Genomic DNA, 26,064 nt, shown 5'->3' with positions numbered 1-26,064 from the left:
AGCGCAGCGGGGGCGGGACGAGGATGCCCTGCTCATTGACGGTGCACTGCTCGGGCTTGAACTTGTAAGCGCCGTGAGAGGTACCAATGGCGATGGCAAGGGAGTCGCAGCCGGTCTTGGAGACGAATTCCTCGACTTCTTCGGGATGGGTCTAGGACGCCTCGGGCGCGGCGACCTTGACCTCGTCCTCGAAACCGGCGAGGGTGCCGAGCTCGGCCTCGACCACGACGCCGTGGTCATGTGCGTACTCGACGACCTTCTTCGTGATCTCGATGTTTTCGGCGAAGGGCTTGGAGGAGGCGTCGATCATCACGGAGGTAAAGCCGCCGTCGATGCAGGACTTGCAGGTCTCAAAGTCGGGGCCGTGGTCCAGGTGCAGAGCGATGGGAATGTCCGGGCACTCGATGACCGCGGCCTCCACCAGCTTCACCAGATAGGTGTGGTTGGCATAGGCGCGGGCGCCCTTGGAGACCTGGAGGATCAGGGGAGCCTTCAGCTCCTGGGCAGCCTCGGTGATACCCTGCACGATCTCCATGTTGTTGACGTTGAACGCGCCGATGGCATAGCCGCCGTCATATGCCTTTTTGAACATTTCAGTAGTAGTAACCAGTGGCATAATCTTCATCTCCATAATTCATATTTTCCCGCTTTCCCGCCCTCTCGTCATCTCCACCAAAACTTTTGCAATTTAGAACAGTTTTTTTGGAAACGGAACAGGAAAACGATTTTTCTATTTGATAATATCACAATAAAAATAAAATGCAAGTATTTACATTTGAATTTCTCGATGATATGATAAGAAAAACGTGTATTAGGAGGAACGATTCATCATGAGCGAACTCAAAGGCGCCTGCATTTTCGGCCAGTCCGGCGGCCCCACTTCCGTCATCAACGCCAGTGCCTACGGCGTGATTGATACCGCACTGAAAAATCCCAACATCACCCGCGTTCTGGGCGCGGAGCACGGCATCAAGGGCGTGCTGAACGACCGCCTGTTTGATATGGGCCAGGAGGATCCCAAGGAGCTGGAGCTGCTGAAGAACACCCCCTCCTCCGCCCTGGGTTCCTGCCGCTACAAGATGGCTGACCCCGATGTGGACGAAACCGATTACAAGCGGATTCTGGAGATCTTCAAGAAGTACGACGTCCGCTATTTCTTCTACAACGGCGGCAACGACTCCATGGACACCTGCAATAAGATCTCCAAGTATATGCAGAAGGTGGGCTATGAGTGCCGCGTGATGGGCGTGCCCAAGACCATCGACAACGATCTGTACGGTACCGATCACTGCCCCGGCTTTGGCTCCGCCGCCAAGTATATCGCCACCTCCTGCATGGAGGTGTATCAGGACGCCCGGGTCTATGACACCGGCATGGTCTGCGTGATGGAGATCATGGGCCGTCACGCCGGTTGGCTGGCCGGCGCCGCCGCTGTGGCCACTGCCTATGGCTCCGGTCCCGACCTGGTCTATCTGCCGGAGGTGGACTTCGATATGGATCAGTTCCTGGCCGATGTGGAGCGGGTCTATAAGGAGAAAGGCAACTGCTTCGTGGCTGTGTCCGAAGGCATCCACTATGCCGACGGTTCCTTCGTCTCTGAGGCCAAGACCTCTGCCACTGACGGCTTCGGCCATGCCCAGCTGGGCGGCCTGGAGGTGTTCCTGACCGAGATCGTGAAGGCGCGTCTCGGCGTGAAGGTCCGCGGTATCGAGCTGAGCCTACTGCAGCGCTGCGGCGCGCACCTGGCTTCCGAGACGGACATTGAGGAGGCCTGCATGGCCGGTAAAGCCGCTGTGGAGAATGCCGTCAACGGAATTACCGACAAGATGGTAGGCTTCGAGCGGGATATCCAGGACGGCCGCTATGTCTGCCGCACCAAGCTGCTGAACCTGACCGACGTGGCCAACACGGAGAAGAAGGTTCCCCGCGAGTGGATCAATGCCGAGGGCAACAACGTGGAGCGTCCTTTCGTGGACTACGTGCTGCCCCTGATCCAGGGCGAGCCGGTGCTGCCCAGGGAGGATTCTCTCCCCCGCTTTGCCAGACTGAAGAAGGTTCTGGCGAAATAAATTCCATACGAAGAAACGGCGCTCCGGTGAAAACCGGAGCGCCGTCTTTTCATCTGTTTTTCTGGTAAATGGTCCAGAGGCCCGACATCAGCAGGTACTTGTCATAGACGATTTTATTTCGGCAGTAGCGGACGATCACCGGGGCGTTGCCGCCGGTAGCCACCACGCTGACCTCCTTGCCGGGAAACTCCTCCCGGATGCGGTCGATGATGCCGTCCAGCATCCCGGCGGTGCCGTAGACAATGCCGGAGCGCATGCAGTCCTCCGTGTTTTTGCCGATGAGCGCCTTGGGGTGCTGGAGGGAAATGGCCGGCAGCTGCGCCGCCCGGCGGGACAGGGCCTCCAGGGAGACGTTGACGCCCGGCAGCAGCATGCCGCCCTCGTAGTTGCGGCCCTCGGAAATGACGCCCACGGTGGTGGCCGTTCCCATGTCGATGGTGATGATCGGCGGCGTGAACTTTTCCAGCGCCGCCACGGCGTCCGCCACAATGTCCGCCCCCACCTGGCTCTGGACAGAAAGGCGGATGTTCAGCCCGGTCTTGACCCCCGGCCCCACCACCATGGGCGGCTTGCCCAGCAGGCGGGTCAGTGCCTTTTCCATCATGAAGTTCAGCGGCGGCACCACGCTGCAGAGAATCGCGCCGGTCACTTCCCGCAGGCTGAACTGGTACAGCGCAAAAAGATTCATCAGGTCAATGCAGATCTGATCCGCGGTCTTCCCGCTGTCCGTATCCAGCGTGGCCAGAAAGTTCAGTTCCTTGTCCCGGCCAAACAGGCCCACTGAAGTATTGGAGTTTCCCACATCGATTGCCAGCAGCATAGCAGACAGCCCCTTTCACCCTTCTCTTTTACATATGGTATCACGTTTCGGTGGGGTTTTGCAAGCTCTCTTCTGCCGCCGGGCCGGCCGGTGCCCGGAATTCCAGGATGCCGTATTTGACTTTGATGCGCTCCAGCTTTTCCAGCATCGGCTCCGCTGCCAGCCAGAGGAAAAAGGCGGTGGCGGCGGCATGCACGCAGTCCATGGGAAAGCCGGTGACGTAATAGCTCAGGAGAATGCTGTTCTGGAAGGATTCCGCCCACATCAGATATGAGGACAGATTCATAATGCCTCCGTAAACGAAAATGGCGCACAGCGCGCCGAAAACCGACAGCACAGCCTTTCTCTGCCGCAGCGCGCCTGGCCGGAACAGGAGGCCCGCCAGAAAGCCGGTGAGGCCCATGGCGAACATCTGCCAGGGGGTCCAGGGCCCCTGGGAAAACAGCACGTTGGAGGCCAGCATGGTCATGGCGCCCACAAGGAACCCGGTCTCACCGCCGAAGGCCACGCCGGCAATGATGGTCAGCGCCATCACCGGCTTGAACTGGGGCAGCATAAACAGCGCCGCCCGGCCCGCCACGCCGATGGCGCACAGCGCCGCGATGATCACCAGCTCCCGCGCCTGGGGTTTTCGCCCCTCAAAGGTCAGGAAAAACGGCAGCATGCACTCCAACAGGATCAGCAGGGCGATAAAATCGTATTTCCGGTTGTCAAACAGCACCATCCCGGCGTACAGCGTCAGCGGGATCAGCAGCAGAACCGACAGAGCCGCCGCCAGGGTACGCCCGGGCAGCCCATGGGACCGAGGCACCGGGGAGGACGGCAGCGTTTCCCCTTTCCCGCCTCCATCCCGTTCCGCCGGCGCTTCCGGCGGGGGCGGCGCTTCCGGCGGAGGGAGGTATCCCAATGCCGCCACGATTTCCTCCACCGTGACGGCCTCCGGCAGAAGCTGACGTGCCATGCGGTTGGCAGCGGTGGTATAAAAGCGGTTTCCGGAAAAGAAGGACCGGGGTGTCCCCTCCGCCGCAATGGCGCCGTCAAAAAACAGGGCGCAGCGGTGGGCGTACCGGGCGCAGAATTCCACATCGTGGCTCACCATCAGGATGCTGACGCCGCTGTCCAGCAGGCTCCGGAGAATCCCGGCAAACGCCTCCTTGAACCGGGCGTCCAGCCCCTTGGTAGGCTCGTCCAGCAGCAGAATATCCGGTCGGCGCAGCAGCACCTTTGCCAGCGCCGCCCGCTGCTGCTCTCCGCCGGAGAGGTCATAGGGGTGCCGGTTCAGCAGCGTCTCCAGCTGACAGAGACGGACCACCCGCCGGAGCTCACTGTCAGAACCGGGGTCTGCAAGACCATCCGCCAGATCCGCCCCCACCGTCGTTTTCACAAACAGCGTCCGGGGATCCTGGGGCAGCAGAGCCAAAGAGCCACGGACCTGCACACTGCCCCGCTCCGGGCGAAGAAGCCCGGCAGCCAGCTTGAGGGTGGTGGTCTTTCCCGTGCCGTTTCCGCCCAGAAAGGCCAGAAACTCCCCTCTTTTTAGCGAAAAGGATAGTCCCTTTACAGCATCAGGTGAGTCAGGGGTATAGCGGAATCCAAGCTCTTTCGCAGCCACCACCGAATCCTGCTCCGGCCGGGTCGGCTCCGGCGGCAGCTCCCCAGGAGCACGGCTTGCCGCAGTCCGCTCCAGCCAGTCCCGTCCCTCCCGCACGGTGACGGGACACGCACCGCTCCCGTCCGTTTCCGCCCACACCTGCATGGTCGCCGGCATGGAGCGGAACATGGCATGGCCGGTTTTCCGCAGCTCTGCCCCGATCTCACGGGGCGTGCCATGGCAGAGAATCCTTCCTTCCTCCATAACCGCGCCGTAGTCAGCCGCGGCAAAGGCGTCCTCCAGCCGGTGCTCTGTCAGAAGAACCGTGGTCCCCAGCTCCCGGTTCAGCTTTCCCACGGCGGACAGGAAGTCTGCCGCAGCGATGGGGTCCAGCTGAGCGGTAGGCTCGTCCAGCAGCAGGATATCCGGTTGCATCACCATGACAGCCGCCAGATTCAGCAGCTGCTTCTGCCCACCGGACAGCTCCGCCGTGCTTTTGCGGAACCAGCTTTGGATGCCGAAAAAAGAGGCCATCTCCGCCACACGGCGGCGGATGACCGGCGTGTCCAGTCCCATGCTCTCCAGCCCGAAAGCCAGCTCATGCCACACCCGGTCCGTAACAATCTGGCTCTCCGGCGACTGGGACACAAAGCCGACGGTCTGGCTCTGGGTCCGCAGGTCCAGCGTTTCCAGCAGCCGTCCCTGAATCCGGACTTCCCCGCAGCGGGTGCCGTGGGGCGCCAGAACCGTTTTCAGCTGGCGCAGCAATGTGGATTTCCCGCAGCCGGAAAAGCCGCAGAGCACCCAGAACTCTCCCTGCCCGATGGTCAGGGAGATATTGTCCAGGGCCTTCCGGCTTTGCCCGGGATAGGTGAAGCTCACATTTTGCAGCCGGATTGCCTCCATTGCCGCCCCTCCTTCCAATTCAGCAGTACCGGCGTCATCGACAGCAGCAGGTATGCCGCCTGACAGACCATGCCGGGCCATGTGCCGCCGCCCCGGATGGTGGGATAATACCGCCACCGCAGCCCGCCGGCGGCAGCACCGGCCGCCAGGAAAATGCTCCACGCCGCCAGCCAGCACAGCGCCTGCGTGTCCCGGCTCTCCCAGCGGTACAGGGCAAACGCCGTGCGGCCCGGCAGACCGTAGCCCCGGCTTTTCATGCTGTCCGCCGTCTCGACGGAGCTTTCCAGTGCCCACGTCACCACAATGGACAGGATGGTCACGGCCGTCCGCAGCCGCTGCGGAAGGGGGCCTTTGGAGACGTCCCGTCCCAGGCCCCGCTGGGCCTCCGCCACCTCGCGGAACTGACGCAGGAACCGGGGCACGAACCGCAGCGTCATGGAGAGAAGCAGCGACAGCGCCGGAAGAATCCGGCCGAACAGGAAAATCAGCTTGTCCGGCGTCAGCACCGCGGACAGGCAGGTAAACCAAAGGAGAATCGCCGCCAGCATCACCGCCGCGGCGGCGCCGTAGGCAACGCTCTCCAGGGTCAGGGGATTCCCGCTGGGCAGATAGGCCAGCACCGTGGCGCCCTCATGGCTGAACACGGGGTTGAGCACCGCCGCCAGCAGCGTCACAGGGAGCAGATATCCCAGGCTGTGCAGCAGGGCTTTGCCGCCTTTCAGGCAGGCGGCGTAGGCAATGGCACCGGCCAGCGAGACGCAGAGGCTCACCGGATGCAGCAAAAACATGGTGCATGTGATGACCAGGATAAAATACAGCAGGTTCACCAGCGGATGGTATTCCGAAAAGCTGTCCCGGATAGGTCCTCCCTCCTCTCTTCGTTACGCCGCAAAATTGTTTCCGCCCACGTCAGCGCCGTAGTCGCAGGTATAGACCCAGCAGACCACGTCGCCGTCTGCCAGAATCGCCTGGGAACAGCCGTAATTGGGGAAGGAGCCGTTGACGCTGTACATCCAGCCGGACAGCTCTCCCACATCAAACTCATAGAGATTGTGAATCCCTTCGATGTACGCGCTGCCATAGACGGGGGTATCCATGTACTCCATGTGAATCCGGTTCTGGCGGCAGACCCGCTGCAGCACATCGAACACGGATTCGCCCTCCGTAAACGGGACGGCGGTGGGCTGCAGAATCCAGCCGTCCTCCGGCACCAGCTCCGTCTTTTCCGGCAGACACAGGTCCATGTTCTCCAGTATGGAGGCGCAGGAGATGGAAACGGTACACTCCGGCATCCGGACCGGCTGCTGCGCGGCAGCGGGAGCGCTTTCCGTCTCCGGGACGGGCGCCTGCTCCTCCTCCGGGGGCACTGACTCGCTCTCCGGCGGCTCCGGCGCGGCAGCCGGTTCTCCGCTTTCCGCCGCTTCTCCGGCAGGCGGCTCCGCCGCCGGTACAGTCTCCTGAACCGGCGCCGCAGGCTGGCTGGTGACGGCCGCAGCGGGTCCCTCATTCCGGGTCGGCTGGCCGCCGCGGAGAAAGGCGGCGGTCAATACCGCCGCAAGAATCAAAACCGCCAGAAGCGGCCGCTGATGCTTTTTCCACCACATTCCCATCTCTCCTTACCGGACCGCCGCGGCAAGCACAACGGACCTTGCCAAAACGCAGCCGGAATAAGCGATCCTCTGCCACAGCGCCTCTGAGGTCAGCGGTGTCCGGCCCACAGCAATCTTCGTGTCTGTCATCTGATAGAGCCCTGCCTCACCGGTCTCCGCCCGCAGCGCCGCATCCAGGGCGCACAGCGCCTGCTCCGTGGCCATCAGGCTGCTGCCGGAGCCGCCCGCGGTGTGGCGGAAGCTGCCGTCGGCCTGCTGGTAGGAGAGCAGGTCGTCCAGCAGGCTGCTGCCGCCCTTTATAAAGCGGGGATCGTTCAGAGAAATCCCCAGGGAGCACAGGGCCTGAATCACCTGGGCGGTGCTCTCCGCCGTGACAACGCCCTGGGTGGCGTAGCCGCCGCTGCCGTTCTGCAGCTTGCTGAGGCACTCCACGGCCCGATCCACGGCGTCCTGAACCGCCGGCTGCTGCCGATACCCCGCCAGCGCCTGCAAAGCCATGGCCGTCAGGTCCGGATCGGCGTCACCGGCGCCGGTCATGTTCCAGCCGCCGTCGGTCAGCTGCCGGGCCAGAATGGCCTCCACGTACCGCTGCCGGGTCGCCTGGGTCTTTCCTTCCGGTGCCGCAGGCACGTCATATCCGCCGGAATCCAGGGCAATCAGCGCCCAGATGGCGCCGTTGATGCCCTGCCAGGTGGTCTTTTCATAGTCTCCCAGCGGAGCCAGCAGATCATAGCCGCCCACGTCAGCGGGGTCTGCCCCGATGGCCGTCAGGGCCAGCGACACCCGGCTGTATTCTGTGTACTTCCGCTGGTGCAGCACGCCGCCGCAGGCGGCGGTGTATTCCTTCACAGCCGCGAAATACCGTTCCCAGTATTCCTGCGGCACTTCCGCATTGCCGCGGGCCAGGGCGATCACCGTCCAGTCGCCTCCCACAGAGCCCACCTGCGGCGCGTCCACCGCAGAGAGCAGATAGGAGGCGCAGCGGGCAGCGGCGGCGGCAGTGCTGTCAGCGGCTGCCGCCGCCGGGGTAGTCTGCAGTATCAGCAGTACCGCCAGGAGAACCGGCAGGGCGCGTTTGACTGTCTTCATGTCAGCTCCTCCATCCGTTCCTCCGCCCGCCGCATCCAGTCCGTCAGGCGGTCTAATCGGGAAAGAACATATTCATATCCGCCGGGCACATGGGGCCGGACACAGCCGCCGCAGTCCTTCACGCCGCTTTCCGTATAGCGGAAGTCTCCGCCGCAGCTCCGCCCCAGCGCATACAGGGGGCAGTAGCAGAACAGGCAGTTGAAGCCCTCCCCATCCGCCGCCGGATGGCAGGGGAAAAAGGGGCACGCCCGGTTCTGGAAAAAGGAAAAGCCGGATGAATCTGTTCTTTCCATAAAAGCCTCCTGTTACTCTGCCGCCCCCAGATACCGGGTCAGAATCACCGCGGTCTGCCCGCGGTTGGCGTTTCCGCCGGGGTCCAGAACCGTGTCGGAGCGCCCATTGATGAGTCCTTCCGCGTTGGCCCACTGCATGGCCGCCACGGCATAGCCGCCCACAGCGGCTGCGTCCTCAAAGGCGCTGAGATCCGCCCGGACGCCGGTGTTCCGGCCGGAACAGGCCGCGTAACGGTACAAAACAGCGGCCAGCTGCTGGCGGGTGATGGCATCGCCGGGGCCGAAGGTTGTGGCGGTGTAGCCCTGCATGATGCCGTTTTCCGCCGCCCATGCGGCAGCGTCAGCGCAGTAGCTGTCCATGGGGACATCGGTAAACACCCCTGTGTTCTTCACAGCGGGCTGCCCCGCCATCCGGTACAGAATGGCGGCGATCATGCCCCGGGTCACGTTCCGCTCCGGCGAGAACACGGTGTCGGAAGTTCCCTGCATCAGTCCGCGCTGCCAGACATACCGGATGGCGTCCAGCGCCCAGTGGCCCTCCACATCCGTAAAGGGCAGCGGCGCGGTCAGCTTCTGCAGGGCTGCCTCCGCATCCATCAGCGTCTGATAATTGGTAACCAGCTCCCGCTGCTCACCGCTCAGGGCATCATAGGCGGAGCGGGCCGCCTGAATCTCCTGAAGGCTGTCAGCGGTCACGGAGCCGATCTGATTGATCAGATTCTTCACCGCTTCGGCGGCCGTCCGGTCCGCCGTGCTCACCTCATTCTTCTGATCCTCTTCCTGTGTATAGTCGCCGGTGTAGTGGAACACCACCTTGTCACCGTCTTCCAGCGTCTGCTCATTGATGTTCCGGGTGGGATGCGCTCCGTTCAGAGTGTACATCCAGCCGGAGTTTGGGCCGTGATCAAACTCCGCCAGACGGTCGCCGTCGGGATGCTGGACCCAGGCAATATAATTGTCAGAGGGATCGTCGTAGGTGTAGCCTTCCCGATCCAGCACCTGCGTCACAACATCACAGACTGTGGCATCCTCGTCCACCGTCACTGCCCGCCGGGGCAGCCAGGTGGTGCTGTCACTCTTCAGGGTGAAGGAAACCGTGATCTCTCCGGAAGGCTGGGGCCGGTCATGGGAACCGCCCTCATCATCGCCGTCATCGCCGCCGGCATCGGTGGCATAGGCAGGCGTTACGCTGTTTTCGCTGAAATCATAGACATTGTAAGCGTTTCCGGTCTCCGCGAACCCAGCCGCCGCGATCAGGGCACGGAAGCTCTGCTCCGTGGCATAGGCGTTGGCGGCAGAGGCGTCTGAATAGCCAAAGCCGCTGCCGTCCTCCAGCGCAAAGGACAGCAGGCCGTCCAGGACGCTGACGCCGTCTTCCGTGACAAAGCGGCTGTCCCCATCAGGGTCCACACCGGCAGCTGCCAGGGCAATGACCACCATGGCGGTGGAGTTGGAGTTGGCACCGTAGCCGTCATCAAACGTGCCGTTTTCGCTCATTTTCCCGGAAAGATAGCCCAGGCCCCGTTCAATGGCAGCCGACACTTCCCCTCTGTCTCCATAGAAGCTGAGACCGGCGATGGCGTTGGCGGTGGTGTCGATGGTCCCCCACTCATTCCAGCTGCCGTCCTCGCCCTGGGCGCTCAGCAGCGCGGAGATCAGCTGCTCTTCATAGTCCTCCGTACCGGTATACGCCCCCTGGTTGTAGGCTGCCAGCGTATACGGAGCACTCCAGACGCTGGTGGACTTGCTTGCGGCATTCAGCTTCTCCACGGCGCTGACAGGGACAGCGCTTCCGGCGGGCCAGAGCTGCTCCGCGTCCGCGCCGATGGCGGTCATGACCAGCACGGTCTTGGCGCAAACGGTATCGGAGGCGCTGTCGCCAGCCAAAGCCGCAATCGCCCCGTCTATATAAGCCTGCTTTGCCGCAGCCGTGGTCTTTGCGGCAGTTTCCGGCCGGATGGCGGCGTAGGCGGCCATATCCATCACCACCCAGTCCGTGGAACTCTCCGTATATCCGGCGGCAATGGCCGCCATCAGCTGCTCAGCAGAGGGGCCTTTTTCTCCGGGCACGCCCGGCTCCCGGGAGCCGCCGGAGGTCTGAAACGTCACCGCGTACAGCAGCGTGGAGTTCCAGCTCTCATCATACGGCGTCTGCACCTGCACATAATCCGGCAGCTCCCCGGAAACAGCAGCAGTGGTCCGGCCGACAGTCCCGTCGCCGTAGTCACCGTAGGAGGCCACATAGTTTCCGCTGCCGTCATAGCCGTAGGCAAGACGCAGCTCCCCGCTGAAATCCAGGACGACATCCGCGGCATCCTCCGGAACCGTCACCTCATACAGCGGCGCGGTCCGCATCTCAACGGTCACGGGATTCCAGTTTTCGTCATACTCCGTCACCACAGTATACGAGTAGTCCTCCTCCGAGAGAACCACCTCCAGTGCCGTTTCCCCGCTGCGGGCGGAAAACGGCGGTGCCGCGTCATCGGCGGCCGCGGCGGGCACCGTCCCCAGAATCAGGGACACCGCCAAGCACAGGGACAGCATATTTTTCTTCATGAATACTCCTCCTTGCATACTGCCAAAGTCAAATGAAAAAGAAGGGCGCCTTGCGTCCTTCTTTGCGGCATGAGGAAAGGGAAACCTTTCCATGACAAGCAGGCCTCCCGTTTTCGGGAGGCTTGCCCTTTTGTAGGTCTTCTGACTGACATGTTCAGGCGCAGCCGCGCCAGCGCCCATCCTTCGCCTTCCCAGCCAAAGCCAGTGACCTGCTTTCGCAGAAAAAGGATGTGCTCCATGCTTACAGCACAGTGCCGGTAAACCGGTACCGTGTCCGGGGTTTTCACCCGGTTCCCTTGTTCAGCCGAACAAGATCGCGTGTCTCCGGAGAGGTCGCGCGAATGCCACAAAAGTCGGGGCAGTATGCGGTTTTCTGTGGAACCATCATAATACGCGAAAGCGCGGTTGTCAATTCCCGGCATTCCGGAAGTGAAAAACCGGCAGCCCCCGCTTCCGGAAAGGCCGCCGGTCCGCAGCGGGGATTATCCCGCCAACCTTGTAGGAAAATTTTAATTGACAAAAACTTGAAATTCAGATAAATTGATAGTAGTGGGACATTTTGTCTCATTTTGGTATATGATCATCCGTCACGCAGTGGATTCCGGCTGCTTCTCCTCCAGACAGATAATATCCGCCAGAGTCGCGATAAACTCCGAATTGGTGGGTCTTCCCGCATGAGGACTGATGGTATAGCCAAAGTATTTTTGCAGACACTCCACGTTTCCCCTGCTCCAGGCCACTTCAATGGCGTTGCGCATGGCACGTTCCACGCAGCTGGCAGTGGTCTTGTAGCATTTTGCAATATCCGGGTACAGGATTTTTGTCACCGCGCTCATGTTCTCCGGCGACTCCACCACCATCTGGATGGCCTGCCGGAGATACTGGTAGCCCTTGATATTGGCCGGAATGCCAAACTCCCGCAGAAGCAGGGAGATTCTGGCCTCCAGCGTGCCGTCGGGATGGCCCCTGACTGCCCGCGGCATGGGAAGAAGACCCGAAATGTCCCGCATGTATCGCAGCAGACCCTCCAGCTGGCTCTTGCGGCCCCGGTAATAATAAATGCCCAGCTCGGCTGACGGCGGTTCCGGAAAGTCTTTTCCGTTTCCGGAGACCACCAGGATCTTCACGGTGCTCTTCCGCTGGTGGATAAAGGGGAGCAGCACAAGCCCATTGCCAAGAGATAGGTCCATGACCACCATGTCCGGACAGCGCTCGTGAATGAGCCGCAGCAGTTCCCATCCGTCTTCTGCGGTTCCGACAACGCTGATGTCCGGCTCAAAAGCCAGCCGCTTTTTCAGAAGATCACGGAAAGCACGCTCCTGGTCTGCGATGACAACTTTGACTGTATTCACTTTTTATCCTCCCTTCTTTTTTCCTACGACCTTACTTTAGCAGAGAACGCCGATTTGTGCCTTACCGAAAATCTCCCAAAATCAGACAACATTTTTTCATCTTTTGAGGCACCGGAAAACCGCAATATTTTTCACCGTTTTTCACGCCTTCCGTCTGCCGATTTTTTTCAGGTTCATTTTCCCCGCCAATAGTTTTTTGAAAGGAGGAGCTGCGACTTGTTATTCAACCATAGCATTGCAGAAGCCGACCGCTGCGGTGACATGCTGGTCAAAAGCAGGACCCGTTCCGGATTAAGCCGGAAAGCAATGAGCCAAGCACTGGATGTCTCGGAAAGTACCATCAAAGCATGGGAAAGCGGGCAAGGCTCCCCCACTCTGCACGGAATCTTTGAATGGTTCCGGACTGTGGGCGAAAGCCCATTCCGCCCCATGCTGGATTTTTTCTGGCCGGAGGTATTTTCCGGGTTGTCCGCGGAAGATCCCGACGAACGGATCCGGCAGGCCGGAGAGTTCTACTTTTCCACAGTCGCCGGACCGGCGGAGATTCAAAAGCTTCACTATCTCATTTTCGGGCAGCACGGCTCCGAGTGGTCCGGTCTGCTGGACATGACCTCTGCCCATGTCCACACAAGCCTCGCCAGCCGGTACCGTGTGGCGGAGATCATTCAGGTATCCTATGATCTCAGTGCCGCCAACCACCTGATCCGTCAGCCTCCCAGAATTGAGGCGGACCGTCCGCTGCTGCTGAAAGCCATTGCCGCCGCGAAAGAGGCCTCACTTTCCGGGCAGAACGCCTCCGGATATACCATCTGGCAGCTCTACGAGCCGGGCTTCTGTTCCGCCATGATGGCACGGGCCAGGATTGACTCCGGCGCCACGCAAAAGGAGCTGGCAAAGGCCCTGGGAAAAACGGAGCATACCATCCACAACTGGGAATCCGGACACAGCCCGTCGTTTCTGGACCTGTGCGCCTGGTTCCGGGTCCTGAATATGCCGGCCTGGCGGTATATCCACTGCACACTTTACCCCTCGGAAAACCTGCCGGTTGTTGAGAATGACGAGACGCGCCGCGATGAGCTGATCCGCTACCTGTCCGGAACAAGCAGCCAGGAGCTTCGGAAGACCTTCTATCTGGTGGCCGGAACCCATGGCTCCAACTGGCTGGCCATACTGGAGATGATGTTTGAGCACGTCTGTTCCCCGCTGGCGCAGCGGGTGATCTCCGCCCGCTCCGTCCTCATCGGCTACCAGATGGAGCATTACAGCCAGCAGGCGGCGGGCGAGGTCCACGTCATGCCGGATCTGGAGAATCTGGAGCGCTGCATTCGCCTGGGAACCTATGCGGCCAAAAACGGGAAAGCGGCGTACAAGACCTGAAAACTTTTCGACAGTCTGAAAGCCGGACGGCCAGTGGCCGTCCGGCTCTTTTCATTACAGAATGATGCAGATCAGGCCGCCGCTGCCCTCATTGATGATGCGGGTCAGGGTCTCCTGCAGCTTCTTCCGGGCATCCTCCGGCATGCGGTGCAGCTTGTTCTGCAGGTCCTCGTTCACCAGCTCATGGAAGCTGCGGCCGAAGATGTTGGACTGCCAGATTTTCCGGGTATCTCCCTCAAACTCCTGAAGAAGGTAATTCACCATGTCCTCAGACTGCTTTTCGTTGCCAACAATGGGCGAGACCGCCGTCTCGATGTCCGCCCGGATCATGTGGATGGAGGGTGCGCTGGCCTTCAGCCGCACGCCGTAGCGGCCTCCCTGCCGGACAATCTCCGGCTCTTCCAGCCGCAGCTCCTCAATGCCGGGCACCACAATGCCGTAGCCCGTCTCCCGCACATCCTTCAGCGCCTCGGCCACCTTGTCATACTCCGCCTTCACCGAAGACAGCTTTGTCAGCAGGCTCATCAGATCGCCGTCATCTCCCACAGAGAAGCCGGACTGCTGAGACAGGGTCTGGTAAAACAGCGTCCGGGGCAGCTGGACCTCAATGGCGGCAATTCCGGTACCCAGGTCGATGCTGGTGATCTTCGCCTGGCTGATGTTCTCGCAGTCCCCCAGAGTCCGGGCCACGCCATCCACCTCCCGGATGTGGCGGAGCTGGGCGGTATGCTCCCGCACAGCCTCGTAAAGCCCGCTTTTGATGGGGTGATCCGCCGGAAGGGCGTCCACCCACGGCGGGAGAAACAGGTCCAGCTCCTGCATGGGGAATTCATAGAGCACCGCCTTGAGAATGCGGGTCACATCCTCCTCTCCCAGCTCCAGGCAGTTGACCGGCATGCAGTTCACCTGATGGCGGGCAGAGATGTCCCGGCTGATGGCGCCGGCCCGCTCAGAACCCGGCTCCGCGGAGTTCAGCAGCACAATAAAAGGCTTTCCCAGCTCCTGCAGCTCACGGATCACCCGCTCCTCCGCCTCCACGTAATCCTCCCGGGGGATATCCGCCACCGTCCCGTCGGTGGTGATGACAATGCCGATGGTGGAGTGCTCCGTGATCACCTTCCGGGTTCCGACCTCCGCCGCTTCCGTCATGGGGATTTCGTGGTCAAACCAGGGCGTGGTGACCATACGGGGCGTGTCATTTTCAAACTGCCCGATGGCGCCCCGCACCATATAGCCCACGCAGTCAATCAGCCGGACGGAAAAGGCGGCGCCGTCCTCCAGTCGGACCTCCACGGCCTCCTCCGGCACGAATTTCGGCTCCGCCGTCATGATGGTGCGGCCGGACCCGCTCTGGGGCAGCTCATCCCGCGCCCGCTCCCGGCGGTAGACATTGTCGATGCCGGGGATGACCTGCGTCTCCATGAACCGCTTGATAAAGGTGGATTTTCCCGTGCGCACCGGCCCTACCACCCCGATGTAAATGTCTCCGGCGGTGCGGGTGGCAATATTCTGATAGATGGATGTATTTGTCATAATATCCCGTCCTTTTCAGCCCTCCACGTTTTCATGCTACATCTGTATGAGCGGGGCTGAAAAAGTATGCGGCAAAAAACACGCAGCCGGCAGATACCGGCTGCGTGTTACGCATTATGCCCGTTTTTTAGGGATCAGCAGCAGCTTTTCCCGGGGAACGTCCCCCTCGCTCTCCAGCCCGTTGGCGGACAGAATATCCCCCACGGTGGTATTGTGTCGCTTGGCCAGCATCCAGAGCGTCTCGTCCCGGCCCAGGCCCCGCAGCACCAGAGACGGCGCCGCGGACAGGTCCTTGGGGGTATCCATGTCAATCCGGGCCGTAGAAAGGCAGACCCGCTTTTTCCGTGTGGTGACCTGCGCCTGAAACTCCACAGGAAACCGCACCTCAATTCCGTGATCGCCCAGACTGCCCTGCACCTCATCCGGGCAAATGGCCCGGGGAACTACCCGGCAGTCCTCCGGAATATCCATCTGGCAGGAGACATCCAGCCGGCGCTCCGTTACCAGCGGGACACCGCCCTCGTCCAGATACAGCGCCCGCACCAGTACCGCGGTCCGCAGCATGGTTCCGTCTCCCTCCCGGCCCACGGAAACGCTGCCGCAGGTGGCGGAAAGGGACAGAATGGAGTCCGCCACCACACCGATTTCCAGCACCTCCCGCACCATCTGCCGGCGGACCGGGGTATCGTACCGGTCTGTCAGCTGAAGGGGTTCCGCCTCATAGGTGACATTGTAGGCGGTGCTGTACAGATCGCTGAGGAGGGTGATGGTCTGCTCCTGCCGCAAAAGCGCCGCCGCGTGGACGTAAAGGCTGACTGCGATCTGCCGTCCCTCCGGGTCTGCGCCTCCGATCTGGACTTCCACGCCGGTCAGCTGCAGGGAAACGGACACGCCGGCGTTTTCCGGCGCTCCCTCCACCTCCATGATCTGGGAGAAGGGCAGTTCACCGCTGACGGAGGCGCACTGCCCGCCGGAGGTGCGGTACAGAACACTGACAGGAAACGTCCCCTTCAGAATCAGCTTACTGCCCACCAGCTTCGTCTCTGTCACCACCGGGGTAATCCGGCTGGACAGCACTTCGGCAGCACCGTCCTTTCCCGGCGACAGGGTGATTTCATCGGAAAAGGTGAAATCTTTTTCCGCAATCCGGGTCAGAAGCGTGGTGTGCTGTGTCTCCTGCTGCCGCTCCAGGCACAGCTCCTCCCCGCCCTCCACATCCGTGGAAAAGCACAGCGGCATTTTCCGATAGCCCACCAGCCGCAGCACCAGCTTGCAGTGGGTAAACACCTTGCGGGGATTCAGCATCCGGGTTTCCAGCGTCTCCGGCTCGGCCTCCGCCGTCAGAAAGACGCACTCTCCCATGGCTTTTCCATCGGTCTCGGCGGAAAAGGGCATGGCGAATTCCAGAGAGCGAATCCCACTCTCCCCGTCCGGCGTGTAGAGAACGCAGACGCGAACGGTGCCGGCCACCTCCGCCCTTCCGTCCCGGATCGCCCGGTCGTGGAGAAACACCTTTCCCTCCGCGGAGATGATCCGGGCAATGTCCGGACAGTAGTCCGGCACGATTGTCTCCGCCGTTTCCTCCTGTGTCAGAATCTGCTCTGCCCCGGCGTCAAAGGCGTCAAAGCAGTCTTTTTTCAACTCCAAATCCATCGAAACCATCCTTTCCCGGCCGTTCATATCATACTGAAGCATATGAATGCCTCCGGATGGTTATTCCTGCTGTTTCAGCGCGTCCTCCGGCCGCGCTTTACTTGGTATTGGCAAACCACCAGGCTTCCCGGATCCAGCCCATCAGCTCTTCATCCGCCTCAGCCCGGCATCCCAGCATCACATGGTGGGTCCAGCGGCCGGGATACGGCTCCGACGCCTGCCAGATCCGGTCCGATTCCTGCCGGTGGGACAGGCCGAAGGACACCAGAATCCCGGTATCCTTTTTCCGCCTCGGATGGGACACAAAGGCGAAGCCGTATTTCCCGGAAAAGGTGATCTGGGTTCTGGACACCTTGATCCGGACATCGCCCACCTCCGCCAGCAGCCGGTTTCGGAACGCCGTGTAGAGGTCCAGCTCCTCCGGCTTCCCGGCAAAGAACAGGATTTCCTCCGCCTGCAGTTCCGGTGCGGTATGCTCTGCCTCCCAGCGCCGCAGAACCTCCAGCTGCTCCGGCGTGTGGAACCAGTGCTCCCCGTCCTCCATCACCGTCAGGTCACAGTCAAACCGCTCTGAAAACGCCGTGATCTCCTGACGCGGTGTCAGATTGTCCTGCCCTGCATACAGCACGGCCGTCCGGATGGGCAAGGTTTCAACGGGATGCTCCTTTGCGTATTGAAAATACTGCCAGGACAGGGTTTCCCCGAAGTCGGTTTCAATGCGGCCCCGGACCTCCAGCTCCGCTTCCGTCACCCCGGCCCACTGCATCATACGGCGGATCAGCTGCTCCATATCCACCACGGGCGAAACGAACAAACACTGCTCCAATTCCTGGCCCTGAAACGCCTGCATACTGAACCAGGCGCCGATGCTGTTGGCCCGCAGGGCAATGCGCTTCCAGCGCTCTCCGGCATAGGCCAGTACCGCCTGCAGCTCCGGGATCACGTGCCACGGATCGAAGGTGCCGGTCTCAGCCTTTCGGCTGCCGTGCTCCGGCAGATCGATGCCCAGTACCTGCCAGCCCCGGGGGCAAACGATTCCGGCAAACTCCGCCGCTTCCTCCTTGCATCCGCATTTTCCGTGGATGAACAGATATACCCTGTCGGAGGGCTCTCCGTACAGCGCGGCGGGGATGTGCTGAATCTCAAATACAGACTTTTTCATCTCCAGCATACCTCACCCCTCAGCCACAAACGTACAGACGGTCTCGTCGGACTCGTCCTCTTCATAGTGATACCCCAGCCGGTCAAAGGTGCGGACCTGCTCCACCGACTCAATCTGCCGCTCCGCCAGATAGCGCACCATCTCTCCCCTGGCCATTTTGCAGAGGGTGACCTTTTCCGTCAGGCTGTCGCCGGTCCGCTGGCAAAACCGGCAGGTGACGAACCGGACGCCGTCCTTCAGATGCGCCGACACGCATTGGCTGTACTCCCGGGAGGCCAGGTTGAGCACACAGTCCGTTTCCGAGAACAATGCATCCGCAATGCTTTTACCCCAATAGCTGTAAAGGTCTTTTCCATTCTCATTGGGAAGCTTTGCCTGCATCTCCAGCCGGTACGGAACCACGCCGTCAAAAGGCCGCAGGATGCCGTAAAACCCGGACAGGATCCGCAGGTGCTCCTGCACGTACTCCAGCTCCTCGCTGGTAAAGACGCCGGGGGCCATGTACTGATACTGGATGCCCTCATACGCCAGAATCGCCGGAGTCAGGCCCCGGTGCAGGTCCATGGACTGCAGCCGCTCAACATTCTGCTGCGCGATCCGGTCGTTGCACTTCCAGAGCGCCTTCAGCTCCTCATAGGTCATCCCCTGCAGCTGCCGGCACAGCTGCTCCGCCCGGGGCAGGAAACGGGGCAGGGCCCGGCAGGCAAAGCTGTCCACGTTCCGATTCATTTTTTTGGCCGGAGAAATGATAATTCTCATAAGCACTCCCGAAAACCGCCGTCAACGGCAGGAATTTGAATAGACCACGGTTCTCATTATAAATGCGGCGGGAAGCCAGGTCAACCCATTCCCTTCCTCTCTGCCCCGGACAGGAAAACAACACACAGCCGGCAGGAGTCCTTTCCCTCCTGCCGGCTGTCCCTCTCCGCATATGTAGGGCTCACTCCCGGATTTTGAACAAGCGGCGCAGAATGCGCCCAAAGGTTTTGGGAGACTTCCAGACCACGATCTGCATAACATATGCTCCTTTCCCGCATCAATATCTGCAGCAGGCACAGCCGCAGGCGATCAAAAGAAAGGCCACCAGAAACAGCAGGGCGCCCACCGGAAAGATCGCCGCGATGAGGATCCCGGCGCCCAGTGCCACGGCGCAGATCCCAAGAATCCGGCAGCTGCCTCTCCCGCCCATATCCGTCACGCTCCTTTCTCCTGTTTCAGTATATACGGCCCCTGCTTGGCCTGACACTCCCCGCCTGAAGAAACAGCCGCCGGCTTTTGCCGGCGGCTGTCCGTTATCGCTTGTTCTTCTGCTGCCACTCCTGCAGCGGTTTCAGCTCCTCGTAAAGCCGCAGGTAGCTTTCGTGGCGGCTTTTGGGGATCTTTCCCGCCCGCAGGGCCTCCAGCACGGCACAGCCCTTTTCCTTGGTATGGCTGCACCCCACAAAGCGGCAGTCGTCCAGATAGGGCCGGAATTCTTGGAAGGTCTCCGGCAGGCGGCGCTTCAGTTCCAGGTTCAGTTCCTCCGTCTCGAAGGAGGAAAAACCGGGGGAATCTACCACATCCGCGCCGCAGGAAAGATGATACAGCTCCACGTGGCGGGTGGTATGGCGGCCGCGGCCCAGGGCCTGACTGACCTCTCCCACCTTCAGGTCAAACTCCGGGTCCAGCGCGTTCAGAATGCTGGATTTCCCTACGCCGGAGTTACCTGTAAAGGCAGATAGCTTGCCGGAAATCAGGGGCTTCAGCTCCTCCAGTCCATCCCCGGTCTCCGCGCTGACCCGCAGCGTCGGGAACCCGGCGGCGGTGTAGATGTCATACAGGCGGTCGGCCGGGTCCAGGTCGCATTTGTTCAGCAGCACCACCACGCCGCAGTCCTTCAGCGCCGCAATGGAGGCCACCCGGTCAATGAGGTATGGCTCCGTTTTGGGGATGGCGCCGGAGGCGATGATCACCAACTGGTCGATATTGGCCACGGCAGGGCGCTCAAAAGCGTTGCGGCGAGGCAGAATGCGCTCCACGAAGCCTTCGCCGTTCCCCAGTTCCCGGACCTCCACCATGTCGCCCACAAGGGGGGAAACGCCCTCCTTTCGGAACTTGCCTCTGGCTCGGCAGGTCAGCATCTGATCTCCGGCGGCCACATAATAGAAGCCGCTGAGGGCTTTCTGGATCCGTCCCTCGGTCATGAGAAGTCCACCTCAATGGTGTTGCGCACCTCGCCGTCCCAATAGTACGTTACAGTGCCGAGACCGGTGCCGGACAGGGTCACGGGATAGTTGCCCTGGCTGCACTCCACCGTTTTTTCAAACATCTTCTCGCCGTTCAGGTCCACCCGCAGAACCACGGTCTCCCGGTCTGTGGGCAATTCCGGACTGATGGTAACTTCACCGGTCTTTTCCTCCGGCTGCTGGGCAGGGCCGGAACTGACCACAAAGGCAATGGGAGTGTTGACCTCCACCATGGTGTTGTCCGGGATGCTCTGCTCCAGAATGATGCCGGCCGCCTGGTCACTCTCCTGCTCCGTTTTCCCGCCGAAGGTCAGCTTCCAGGTGCTCTCCAGCTGAGGCAGCACCGTGCTGATGTCCTGCCCCACAAACCGCGGAACCGGAGTCTCGCCGGGGCCGGTGCTGACCCAAAGCTTCACGGTATCGCCCTTTTTCAGCGGCGCGCCCACCTCCGGGTCCGTCCGGATGACGCAGTTCTGATTCACCTGATCGGAGGATTCCTCAATCTTCTCAATCTTCAGATCATAGCGCTGGATCAGGTCCTTCAGCAGCACCTTTGTGGCGTTCTGATAGGTTTCATTGGTCACGTCGATCATCACGTCACTGTCCTCGCCGGAACTGACGGTGACCTTGATCACCAGGCCGCTCTTGATCTGGGTGCCGGCCTCCGGGTCCTGCTTCATAATCTGGCCCTGCCGGTACTCGTCACTGGGGGCCGTGGCCACTTCCACCACCTCAAAAACCCCCTTGACATCCGCCAGCTCCTGGGCCTGCTCCACCGTATAGCCCAGCACTCTGGGAACGGTATAGGCCTGATTCTGGGTGCCGAAGGAGCTGAAAATGCCCCGGAACAATACCACCACCAGGGCAACCGCCGCCAGAACGCACACACCGGCAATCAGTCCCACCGGGGCTCTCCGGCTGGGGGGCCGGCGGTCTTCCGGCTCCTCCCCATAGTCCTCCCGCTGACGGGGCGGCTCCGGACGGCTTCCGTGCCGGGCACCGCCGGCAGCCGCAGCGGCAGCCACCTCCGCCGTTTTCAGGGGACGGGTCGGCTCATCCGTTTCCACCGGCCGGACATCGGACATGTTGAAATCCAGGTCCACGCCGGGATTCTTGCGGAAGGCCTCCAGATCGGCGATCATATCATCGGCAGAGGCATACCGCCGGTCAATGTCCGACGCCATGGCCTTCATGCAGATCAGCTCCAGCTGCTCGGGAATATCCGGGTTGATCTCCCGAGGCGGCAGCGGAATGGAGGACAGGTGCTGGATGGCCACGGAGACGGCGGAGTCCCCCTCAAAGGGCAGACGGCCCGCCAGCATCTCATACAGCACCACGCCGGCGGAGTAAATATCGGAGCGGGCATCGATCCGGTCACCCCGGGCCTGCTCCGGAGAAATATAGTGGACAGAGCCCAAGGCTTCCTGGGTCAGGGTCTGGGCGGCGTTTTCCAGGCAAGCGATGCCGAAATCCGTCACCTTCACGCTGCCGTCCCGCAGGACCATAATATTCTGGGGCTTGATGTCCCGGTGGACAATGCCCCGGCTGTGGGCATGGGACAGCGCCCGCATAATCTGGGTGATGAAGTGGAGGGATTCCCGCCAGCTGAGCTGGCCGCGCTTCTCCATATACTGCTTCAGCGTGATGCCGTCCATCAGCTCCATGACGATATACTCCATATCGCCGCCCTTGGACACATCATAGATGGAAACAATATTGGGATGAGACAGCTGCGCCACTGCCTGGGACTCGGTATTGAACCGGCGGCGGAACTCCTTGTCCTGGGCCAGGTCGCTTTTCAGCACCTTCACAGCCACCAGACGGTTGAGGTAATGGCATTTGGCCTTATATACCACGGCCATGCCGCCGGTGCCGATCCGTTCCAGAATCTCGTAGCGGTTATCCAGCATTTTTCCGATGTAAGGATCCATTCCATTCCCTCCTTTCATTCCTGCTGCATCAACACAGCCGTCACATTGTCCGGCGCGCCGTGGGCCTTGGCGATTTCCAGCAGACGCTGGAGGCAGGTGTCCTGCCCGTCGCCGTGGATAATTTCAAACAGCATTTCCTGATCCGTCACCGTGTCGATCAGACCATCGGTGCAGAGCAGAATGTACTCCCCGGGATTCAGCGGGGTGATATAGCCGTCACAGTCGGCCACCGGATCCGGCCCCAGCGCCCGGGTGATGAGATTGCGGTTGGGGTGGCGGCGGGCCTCTTCGGCGGTGATGTCGCCCCGGTCCACCATGCTCTCCACCAGAGAGTGATCCTTCGTAATCCGGGTGATTCCGTCAGGGGTTACCCTGTACGCCCGGCTGTCGCCCACGTTGCTGATGACCACGCTGCCGCCGCAGGTGACAGCGGACACCAGCGTAGTTCCCATGCCCCGCAGCTCCGGAGCGCTCTCCGATTTTTCATAAACGGATCTGTTGGCCAGCGAAACGGCGTAGGAAGACGCCTCCCGCAGCTGCTCCGGCGTCATCTCCGCCGTCAGGACCTTTTTCAGCTCCTGCAGGAAGGTGCTGACTGCCAGCTGGCTGGCCAACTGGCCGGCGGCAGCGCCGCCCATACCGTCGCAGACAACACAGATGGTATGTCCGGTCTCCGTCCGCAGTTCCACGCCGTAAGCGTCCTGATTATCCTTGCGCGCAAGACCGATATCCGTCATTTCCCAGACTTTCACGGAGCATCCACCCCTTTCTTCTGTTCTTCCATGGCCTTCCGCCGCAGCTGGCCGCAGGAGGCGTCAATGTCGCCTCCAAGGCTCCGGCGCACCGTGGCGGTAATGCCGTGGGATTCCAGACGCTTCTGGAACGCGGCCACCCGTTTTGAGGGCTTGAAGGGGCTTTCCACCACGTCATTCAGCGGAATGAGATTCACGTGACCCGGCATGCCCCTGATCTTTTTCGCCAGCAGGTCCGCCTGCCAGTCCTGATCGTTGACGCCGTCAATCATGGCGTATTCAAAAGAGATGCGCCGTCCCGTTTTCTGAAAATACCGGTGGCAGGCGTCAAATAGCTTTTCCACGTCATAGGCCCGGTTCACCGGCATGATCCGGGAGCGGGTCTCACTGTCCGGCGCATGGAGAGACACGGAGAGGGTCAGCTGCAGCCCCAGGTCCGCCAGGCGGTCGATGCCGGGAATCACGCCGCAGGTGGACAGGGAGATGTGCCGCATTCCGATGTTCAGCCCGTCAGTATGATTCACCAGCTCCAGAAACCGCAGCACGGTGTTCAGGTTATCCATGGGCTCACCGATTCCCATCAGCACGATATTGGAAATGGGCAGGCCGGAGTCCTTCTGGGTAAAAATCACCTGGTCCAGCATCTCCGCCGGAGTCAGGTCCCGCACCTTTCCGGCAACGGTGGAGGCGCAGAAGGCGCAGCCCATGCGGCAGCCCACCTGGGAGGAAATGCACACGGTGTTGCCGTGATGGTACTGCATCAGAACGGATTCGATGCAGTTTCCGTCGCTCAGCTCCCAGAGGTACTTGATGGTGCCGTCCAGCCGGGAGACCTGTTTCCGGGCCACTCTGGGCGGTGTCAGGAGATACTCCCCTTTCAGCTTTTCCCGCAGGGCCTTGGACAGGTTGCTCATTTCATCGAAGGAGGTGGCGCCCCGGTGGAGCCAGGTGAAGATCTGCTTGCCCCGGAAGGCCGGCTCTCCCAGCGCTTTCAGGGAGGCGGTCATCTCCTCCTGCGTCATGGATTTCAAATCAGTCATGGCTGTTCCTCAGTTCCGTTTCATGCGGCAAATGTAAAAGCCGTCCACGCCGTGGAGGTGGGGCCAGAAGGTAAACTGGCCGTCCGTCTCCCCCACCGGCTGGGGCAGTGCAAAGTTTTCCCGGGAAAAGTCCGGGTGTTCCGCCAAAAACGCGTCGGTAATCTGCTCATTCTCCTCCGGCAGAATGGTGCACGTGGAGTAGAGCAGCGTGCCGCCGGGCTTTACATAGCGGGCGGCATTGTCCAGAATGGCAGCCTGCACCACCGGTAGGCCAAAGAAATTATCGGGCCGCTTGTAGCGGATCTCCGGCTTTTTCCGGATAATGCCCAGACCGGAACAGGGGGCGTCCACCAGCACCAGATCGGCGGCACGCTCCCATTCCGGGCGGAACGTCCGCCCGTCGGCAGCCACAGTCTGAATGCTGCGCAGTCCCAGCCGCTCCGCTCCTTCCCGGACCCGCTTCAGCTTGTTTTCATGGAGATCGCAGGACAGAATATTGCCCCGGTCCCCCATGGCCATGGCGGCGCTGAACGCCTTTCCGCCGGGGGCGGAGCAGACGTCAATCACCTGCCAGCCCGGCTGGGGGGCAGCGGCTTGTGTCACCAGACGGGCAGCGCCGTCCTGAACCAGGAATTTTCCCTCCCGGAACGCCGGCAGCGCCGTCAGGTTCCCCGTGCCGGTCAGCTCCAGACAGCCGGGAACCCAGGGATGGGAATCAGCGGCGACGCCTGCCTCCCGCAGTTCCTCCAGCAGCGCCGGCTGCGTGGTTTTCAGGGGATTGACCTGAACCGTCACGGGAGCCACATCGTTATTGGCTTTGCAGAAGGCCTCCGCTCCCTCCGCACCCAGCAGCTTCACCAGGCGCCTGACCAGCCATTTGGGGTGGCTATACGTAAGGGAGATATACTGTACAGCATCTCTGCTGTCAGGCTTTGGTAAATCATTCTTATTCCGGACAATTTTTCGCAGAACGGCGTTCACCAGGCCGGAGGCCTGTCCGCGCCCCGCCTGCCGGGCCAGATTCACCGACTCGTTCACAGCGGCGCTGTCAGGGATTTTGTCCAGAAAAACGATCTGGTAAGCCCCCAGCCGCAGGATGTCCAGCAGCGGGAACTGGAGATGGTCCGGCTTCTGGGTGCAGTAGGCTGAGAGCCAGAAGTCCAGCAGCATCCGATTCTGCAGCACGCCGTACACCAACCGGGTACACAGCGCAGCATCCTGGGGTGACAGGCGGTCCCGGGTGATCTGGGCCTTCAGGGCTGCGTCCGCCCAGGCGTCCGCCCGGTTCATGGCGCACAGGACCTGCAGCGCGGTGCTCCGCGCGGTGGCCGTCATTCCCGGCCTCCTCCGCGTCGGCTTCCGCTGCGGGCCAGGAAGATCAGGACGTACCGCATCAGCTGGAGCATGGACATCAGCAGCGCCGCCACATAGGTCAGTGCCGCCGCCTGCAGGACTTTGCGGGCACCCTGCAGCTCATCATCAGCCAGCAGCTGGCGGCCCTCAATGGTCTCCAGTGCCCGGTGAGAAGCGTTGAATTCCACCGGCAACGTCACCAGCTGAAACACCGTGGTCAGGGAAAACAGCAGAATGCCCGCCAGAAACAGGGGCTGGCTGTACAGCAGCATCCCCAGCAGGAACAGAATGAAGGAGAATTTGGAGCCGATGTTGGTGGCGGGAATGATGGCAGTCCGCAGCCGCACCGGCCCATAGCCCACGGCGTACTGAACGGCGTGACCGGCCTCGTGGGCGGCCACGCCCACTGCGGCGATGGTAGGCGCGCCGTAGACGCTCTCAGACAGGTAAATGGTGTTATCCCGCGGATCGTAGTGGTCCGTCAGCTCGCCCCGGACACAGCGGATGCCCACATCATAGATGCCGTTGGCCCGCAGCACCGCCTCAGCGGCCTGGGCGCCGGTCATACGGCGGCGGTTGTTCACGGCGTTATACCGCCGGAAATTGCCGGAGACCTTCACCTGCGCCCAGACGGACAGCAGCAGTACCGGAATCAGCAGCAGGCAATACAGATTATTGGCCAGAAAAGTACCGTAGCCATAGCCGTAACCATAATAATAAGGCATAAAACGCTCCTTTTCAGTTCTTCCGGC

General features: G+C 61.3%; 21 protein-coding genes, 2 pseudogenes and 1 riboswitch. Of the genes and pseudogenes, 3 read left to right on the top strand and 20 right to left on the bottom strand.

All coding sequences use genetic code 11. From position 1 onward, the window contains the following. Window positions 1-616: pseudogene (locus SOX55_RS08575) on the bottom strand (class II fructose-bisphosphate aldolase); the annotation flags it as partial. 214 nt (window positions 617-830) lie between these two features. Between SOX55_RS08575 and SOX55_RS08570 the strand changes: the two are divergent. Continuing rightward, complete coding sequence (locus SOX55_RS08570; protein WP_325287025.1) at window positions 831-2,069, top strand: 6-phosphofructokinase; 1,239 nt, start codon at window positions 831-833, stop codon at window positions 2,067-2,069. A gap of 49 nt (window positions 2,070-2,118) precedes the next feature. Here the strand turns inward: SOX55_RS08570 and SOX55_RS08565 are convergent, their stop codons facing one another. The 8 genes from SOX55_RS08565 to spo0A all read right to left on the bottom strand — a co-directional run bounded on the left by SOX55_RS08565 (window position 2,119) and on the right by spo0A (window position 12,286). Continuing rightward, window positions 2,119-2,889: a type III pantothenate kinase gene (locus SOX55_RS08565; protein ID WP_325287024.1), complete on the bottom strand. Its 771-nt coding sequence runs from the start codon at window positions 2,887-2,889 to the stop codon at window positions 2,119-2,121. A 40-nt stretch (window positions 2,890-2,929) separates the two neighbouring features. Continuing rightward, entirely contained in the window at window positions 2,930-5,386 is a 2,457-nt protein-coding gene (locus tag SOX55_RS08560; protein WP_325287023.1) for an ATP-binding cassette domain-containing protein, read from the bottom strand. Continuing rightward, window positions 5,359-6,213, bottom strand: coding sequence for an energy-coupling factor transporter transmembrane component T (locus SOX55_RS08555; RefSeq protein ID WP_325287022.1), 855 nt, complete (start codon window positions 6,211-6,213; stop codon window positions 5,359-5,361). Before SOX55_RS08555 ends, SOX55_RS08560 begins: the two co-directional genes overlap by 28 nt. Before the next feature lie 54 nt (window positions 6,214-6,267). Next, on the bottom strand, window positions 6,268-6,990 hold the full coding sequence (locus SOX55_RS08550) for a DUF4430 domain-containing protein (RefSeq protein WP_325287021.1): 723 nt from the start codon (window positions 6,988-6,990) through the stop codon (window positions 6,268-6,270). Window positions 6,991-7,002: 12 nt separating this feature from the next. Next, window positions 7,003-8,085: a prenyltransferase/squalene oxidase repeat-containing protein gene (locus SOX55_RS08545; protein ID WP_325287020.1), complete on the bottom strand. Its 1,083-nt coding sequence runs from the start codon at window positions 8,083-8,085 to the stop codon at window positions 7,003-7,005. Further along, window positions 8,082-8,378, bottom strand: a complete 297-nt coding sequence (locus SOX55_RS08540; RefSeq protein WP_325287019.1) for a cysteine-rich small domain-containing protein — start codon at window positions 8,376-8,378, stop codon at window positions 8,082-8,084. Before SOX55_RS08540 ends, SOX55_RS08545 begins: the two co-directional genes overlap by 4 nt. A gap of 12 nt (window positions 8,379-8,390) precedes the next feature. Continuing rightward, window positions 8,391-10,934 carry an S-layer homology domain-containing protein gene (locus SOX55_RS08535; RefSeq protein WP_325287018.1) on the bottom strand — a complete coding sequence of 848 codons (2,544 nt, stop codon included), beginning with the start codon at window positions 10,932-10,934 and terminating at the stop codon, window positions 8,391-8,393. Window positions 10,935-11,048: 114 nt separating this feature from the next. Continuing rightward, window positions 11,049-11,263: riboswitch (cobalamin riboswitch) on the bottom strand. A 258-nt stretch (window positions 11,264-11,521) separates the two neighbouring features. Continuing rightward, complete coding sequence (gene spo0A, locus SOX55_RS08530) at window positions 11,522-12,286, bottom strand: sporulation transcription factor Spo0A (RefSeq protein ID WP_325287017.1); 765 nt, start codon at window positions 12,284-12,286, stop codon at window positions 11,522-11,524. A gap of 261 nt (window positions 12,287-12,547) precedes the next feature. On the opposite strand from spo0A, the pseudogene SOX55_RS11100 reads away from it, so the two are divergent. Together SOX55_RS11100 and SOX55_RS08525 are read left to right on the top strand one after the other, a co-directional pair. Further along, window positions 12,548-12,652, top strand: a pseudogene (locus SOX55_RS11100) (helix-turn-helix domain-containing protein); the annotation flags it as partial. Window positions 12,653-12,751: 99 nt separating this feature from the next. Continuing rightward, window positions 12,752-13,663, top strand: a complete 912-nt coding sequence (locus SOX55_RS08525) for a helix-turn-helix transcriptional regulator (RefSeq protein WP_325287016.1) — start codon at window positions 12,752-12,754, stop codon at window positions 13,661-13,663. Between the two features lie 54 nt (window positions 13,664-13,717). Here the strand turns inward: SOX55_RS08525 and spoIVA are convergent, their stop codons facing one another. From spoIVA to SOX55_RS08470, 11 genes are all read right to left on the bottom strand, one after another. Continuing rightward, a complete protein-coding gene (gene spoIVA / locus SOX55_RS08520) occupies window positions 13,718-15,196 on the bottom strand; it encodes a stage IV sporulation protein A (RefSeq protein WP_325287015.1) in 1,479 nt (492 codons plus the stop codon). A gap of 114 nt (window positions 15,197-15,310) precedes the next feature. Then, on the bottom strand, window positions 15,311-16,849 hold the full coding sequence (locus tag SOX55_RS08515; RefSeq protein WP_325287014.1) for a DUF3794 and LysM peptidoglycan-binding domain-containing protein: 1,539 nt from the start codon (window positions 16,847-16,849) through the stop codon (window positions 15,311-15,313). Window positions 16,850-16,946: 97 nt separating this feature from the next. Then, on the bottom strand, window positions 16,947-18,020 hold the full coding sequence (locus tag SOX55_RS08510; protein ID WP_325287013.1) for a DUF5655 domain-containing protein: 1,074 nt from the start codon (window positions 18,018-18,020) through the stop codon (window positions 16,947-16,949). Window positions 18,021-18,023: 3 nt separating this feature from the next. Further along, window positions 18,024-18,770: a peroxide stress protein YaaA gene (gene yaaA / locus SOX55_RS08505; protein WP_325287012.1), complete on the bottom strand. Its 747-nt coding sequence runs from the start codon at window positions 18,768-18,770 to the stop codon at window positions 18,024-18,026. Between the two features lie 277 nt (window positions 18,771-19,047). Further along, window positions 19,048-19,200, bottom strand: coding sequence for a hypothetical protein (locus SOX55_RS08500; protein WP_325287011.1), 153 nt, complete (start codon window positions 19,198-19,200; stop codon window positions 19,048-19,050). 103 nt (window positions 19,201-19,303) lie between these two features. Further along, the gene (gene rsgA / locus SOX55_RS08495; RefSeq protein WP_325287010.1) at window positions 19,304-20,194 is read right to left on the bottom strand and encodes a ribosome small subunit-dependent GTPase A; all 891 of its coding nucleotides are present in this window, start codon (window positions 20,192-20,194) and stop codon (window positions 19,304-19,306) included. Then, complete coding sequence (gene pknB / locus SOX55_RS08490) at window positions 20,191-22,167, bottom strand: Stk1 family PASTA domain-containing Ser/Thr kinase (protein ID WP_325287009.1); 1,977 nt, start codon at window positions 22,165-22,167, stop codon at window positions 20,191-20,193. Before pknB ends, rsgA begins: the two co-directional genes overlap by 4 nt. 14 nt (window positions 22,168-22,181) lie before the next feature. Then, window positions 22,182-22,919 carry a Stp1/IreP family PP2C-type Ser/Thr phosphatase gene (locus SOX55_RS08485; protein WP_325287008.1) on the bottom strand — a complete coding sequence of 246 codons (738 nt, stop codon included), beginning with the start codon at window positions 22,917-22,919 and terminating at the stop codon, window positions 22,182-22,184. Continuing rightward, complete coding sequence (gene rlmN, locus SOX55_RS08480; protein WP_325287007.1) at window positions 22,916-23,959, bottom strand: 23S rRNA (adenine(2503)-C(2))-methyltransferase RlmN; 1,044 nt, start codon at window positions 23,957-23,959, stop codon at window positions 22,916-22,918. Before rlmN ends, SOX55_RS08485 begins: the two co-directional genes overlap by 4 nt. A 9-nt stretch (window positions 23,960-23,968) precedes the next feature. Beyond that, window positions 23,969-25,294, bottom strand: a complete 1,326-nt coding sequence (gene rsmB, locus SOX55_RS08475) for a 16S rRNA (cytosine(967)-C(5))-methyltransferase RsmB (RefSeq protein WP_325287006.1) — start codon at window positions 25,292-25,294, stop codon at window positions 23,969-23,971. Continuing rightward, complete coding sequence (locus SOX55_RS08470) at window positions 25,291-26,037, bottom strand: zinc metallopeptidase (protein ID WP_325287005.1); 747 nt, start codon at window positions 26,035-26,037, stop codon at window positions 25,291-25,293. The genes rsmB and SOX55_RS08470 overlap by 4 nt, the downstream gene beginning before the upstream one ends. Window positions 26,038-26,064: the final 27 nt, after the last annotated feature.

The sequence above is a fragment of the Dysosmobacter sp. genome, assembly GCF_034093755.1.
In the GTDB taxonomy this organism is placed as follows: Bacteria; Bacillota; Clostridia; order Oscillospirales; family Oscillospiraceae; genus Oscillibacter.
This window is presented reverse-complemented; position numbering and strand designations above follow the sequence as displayed.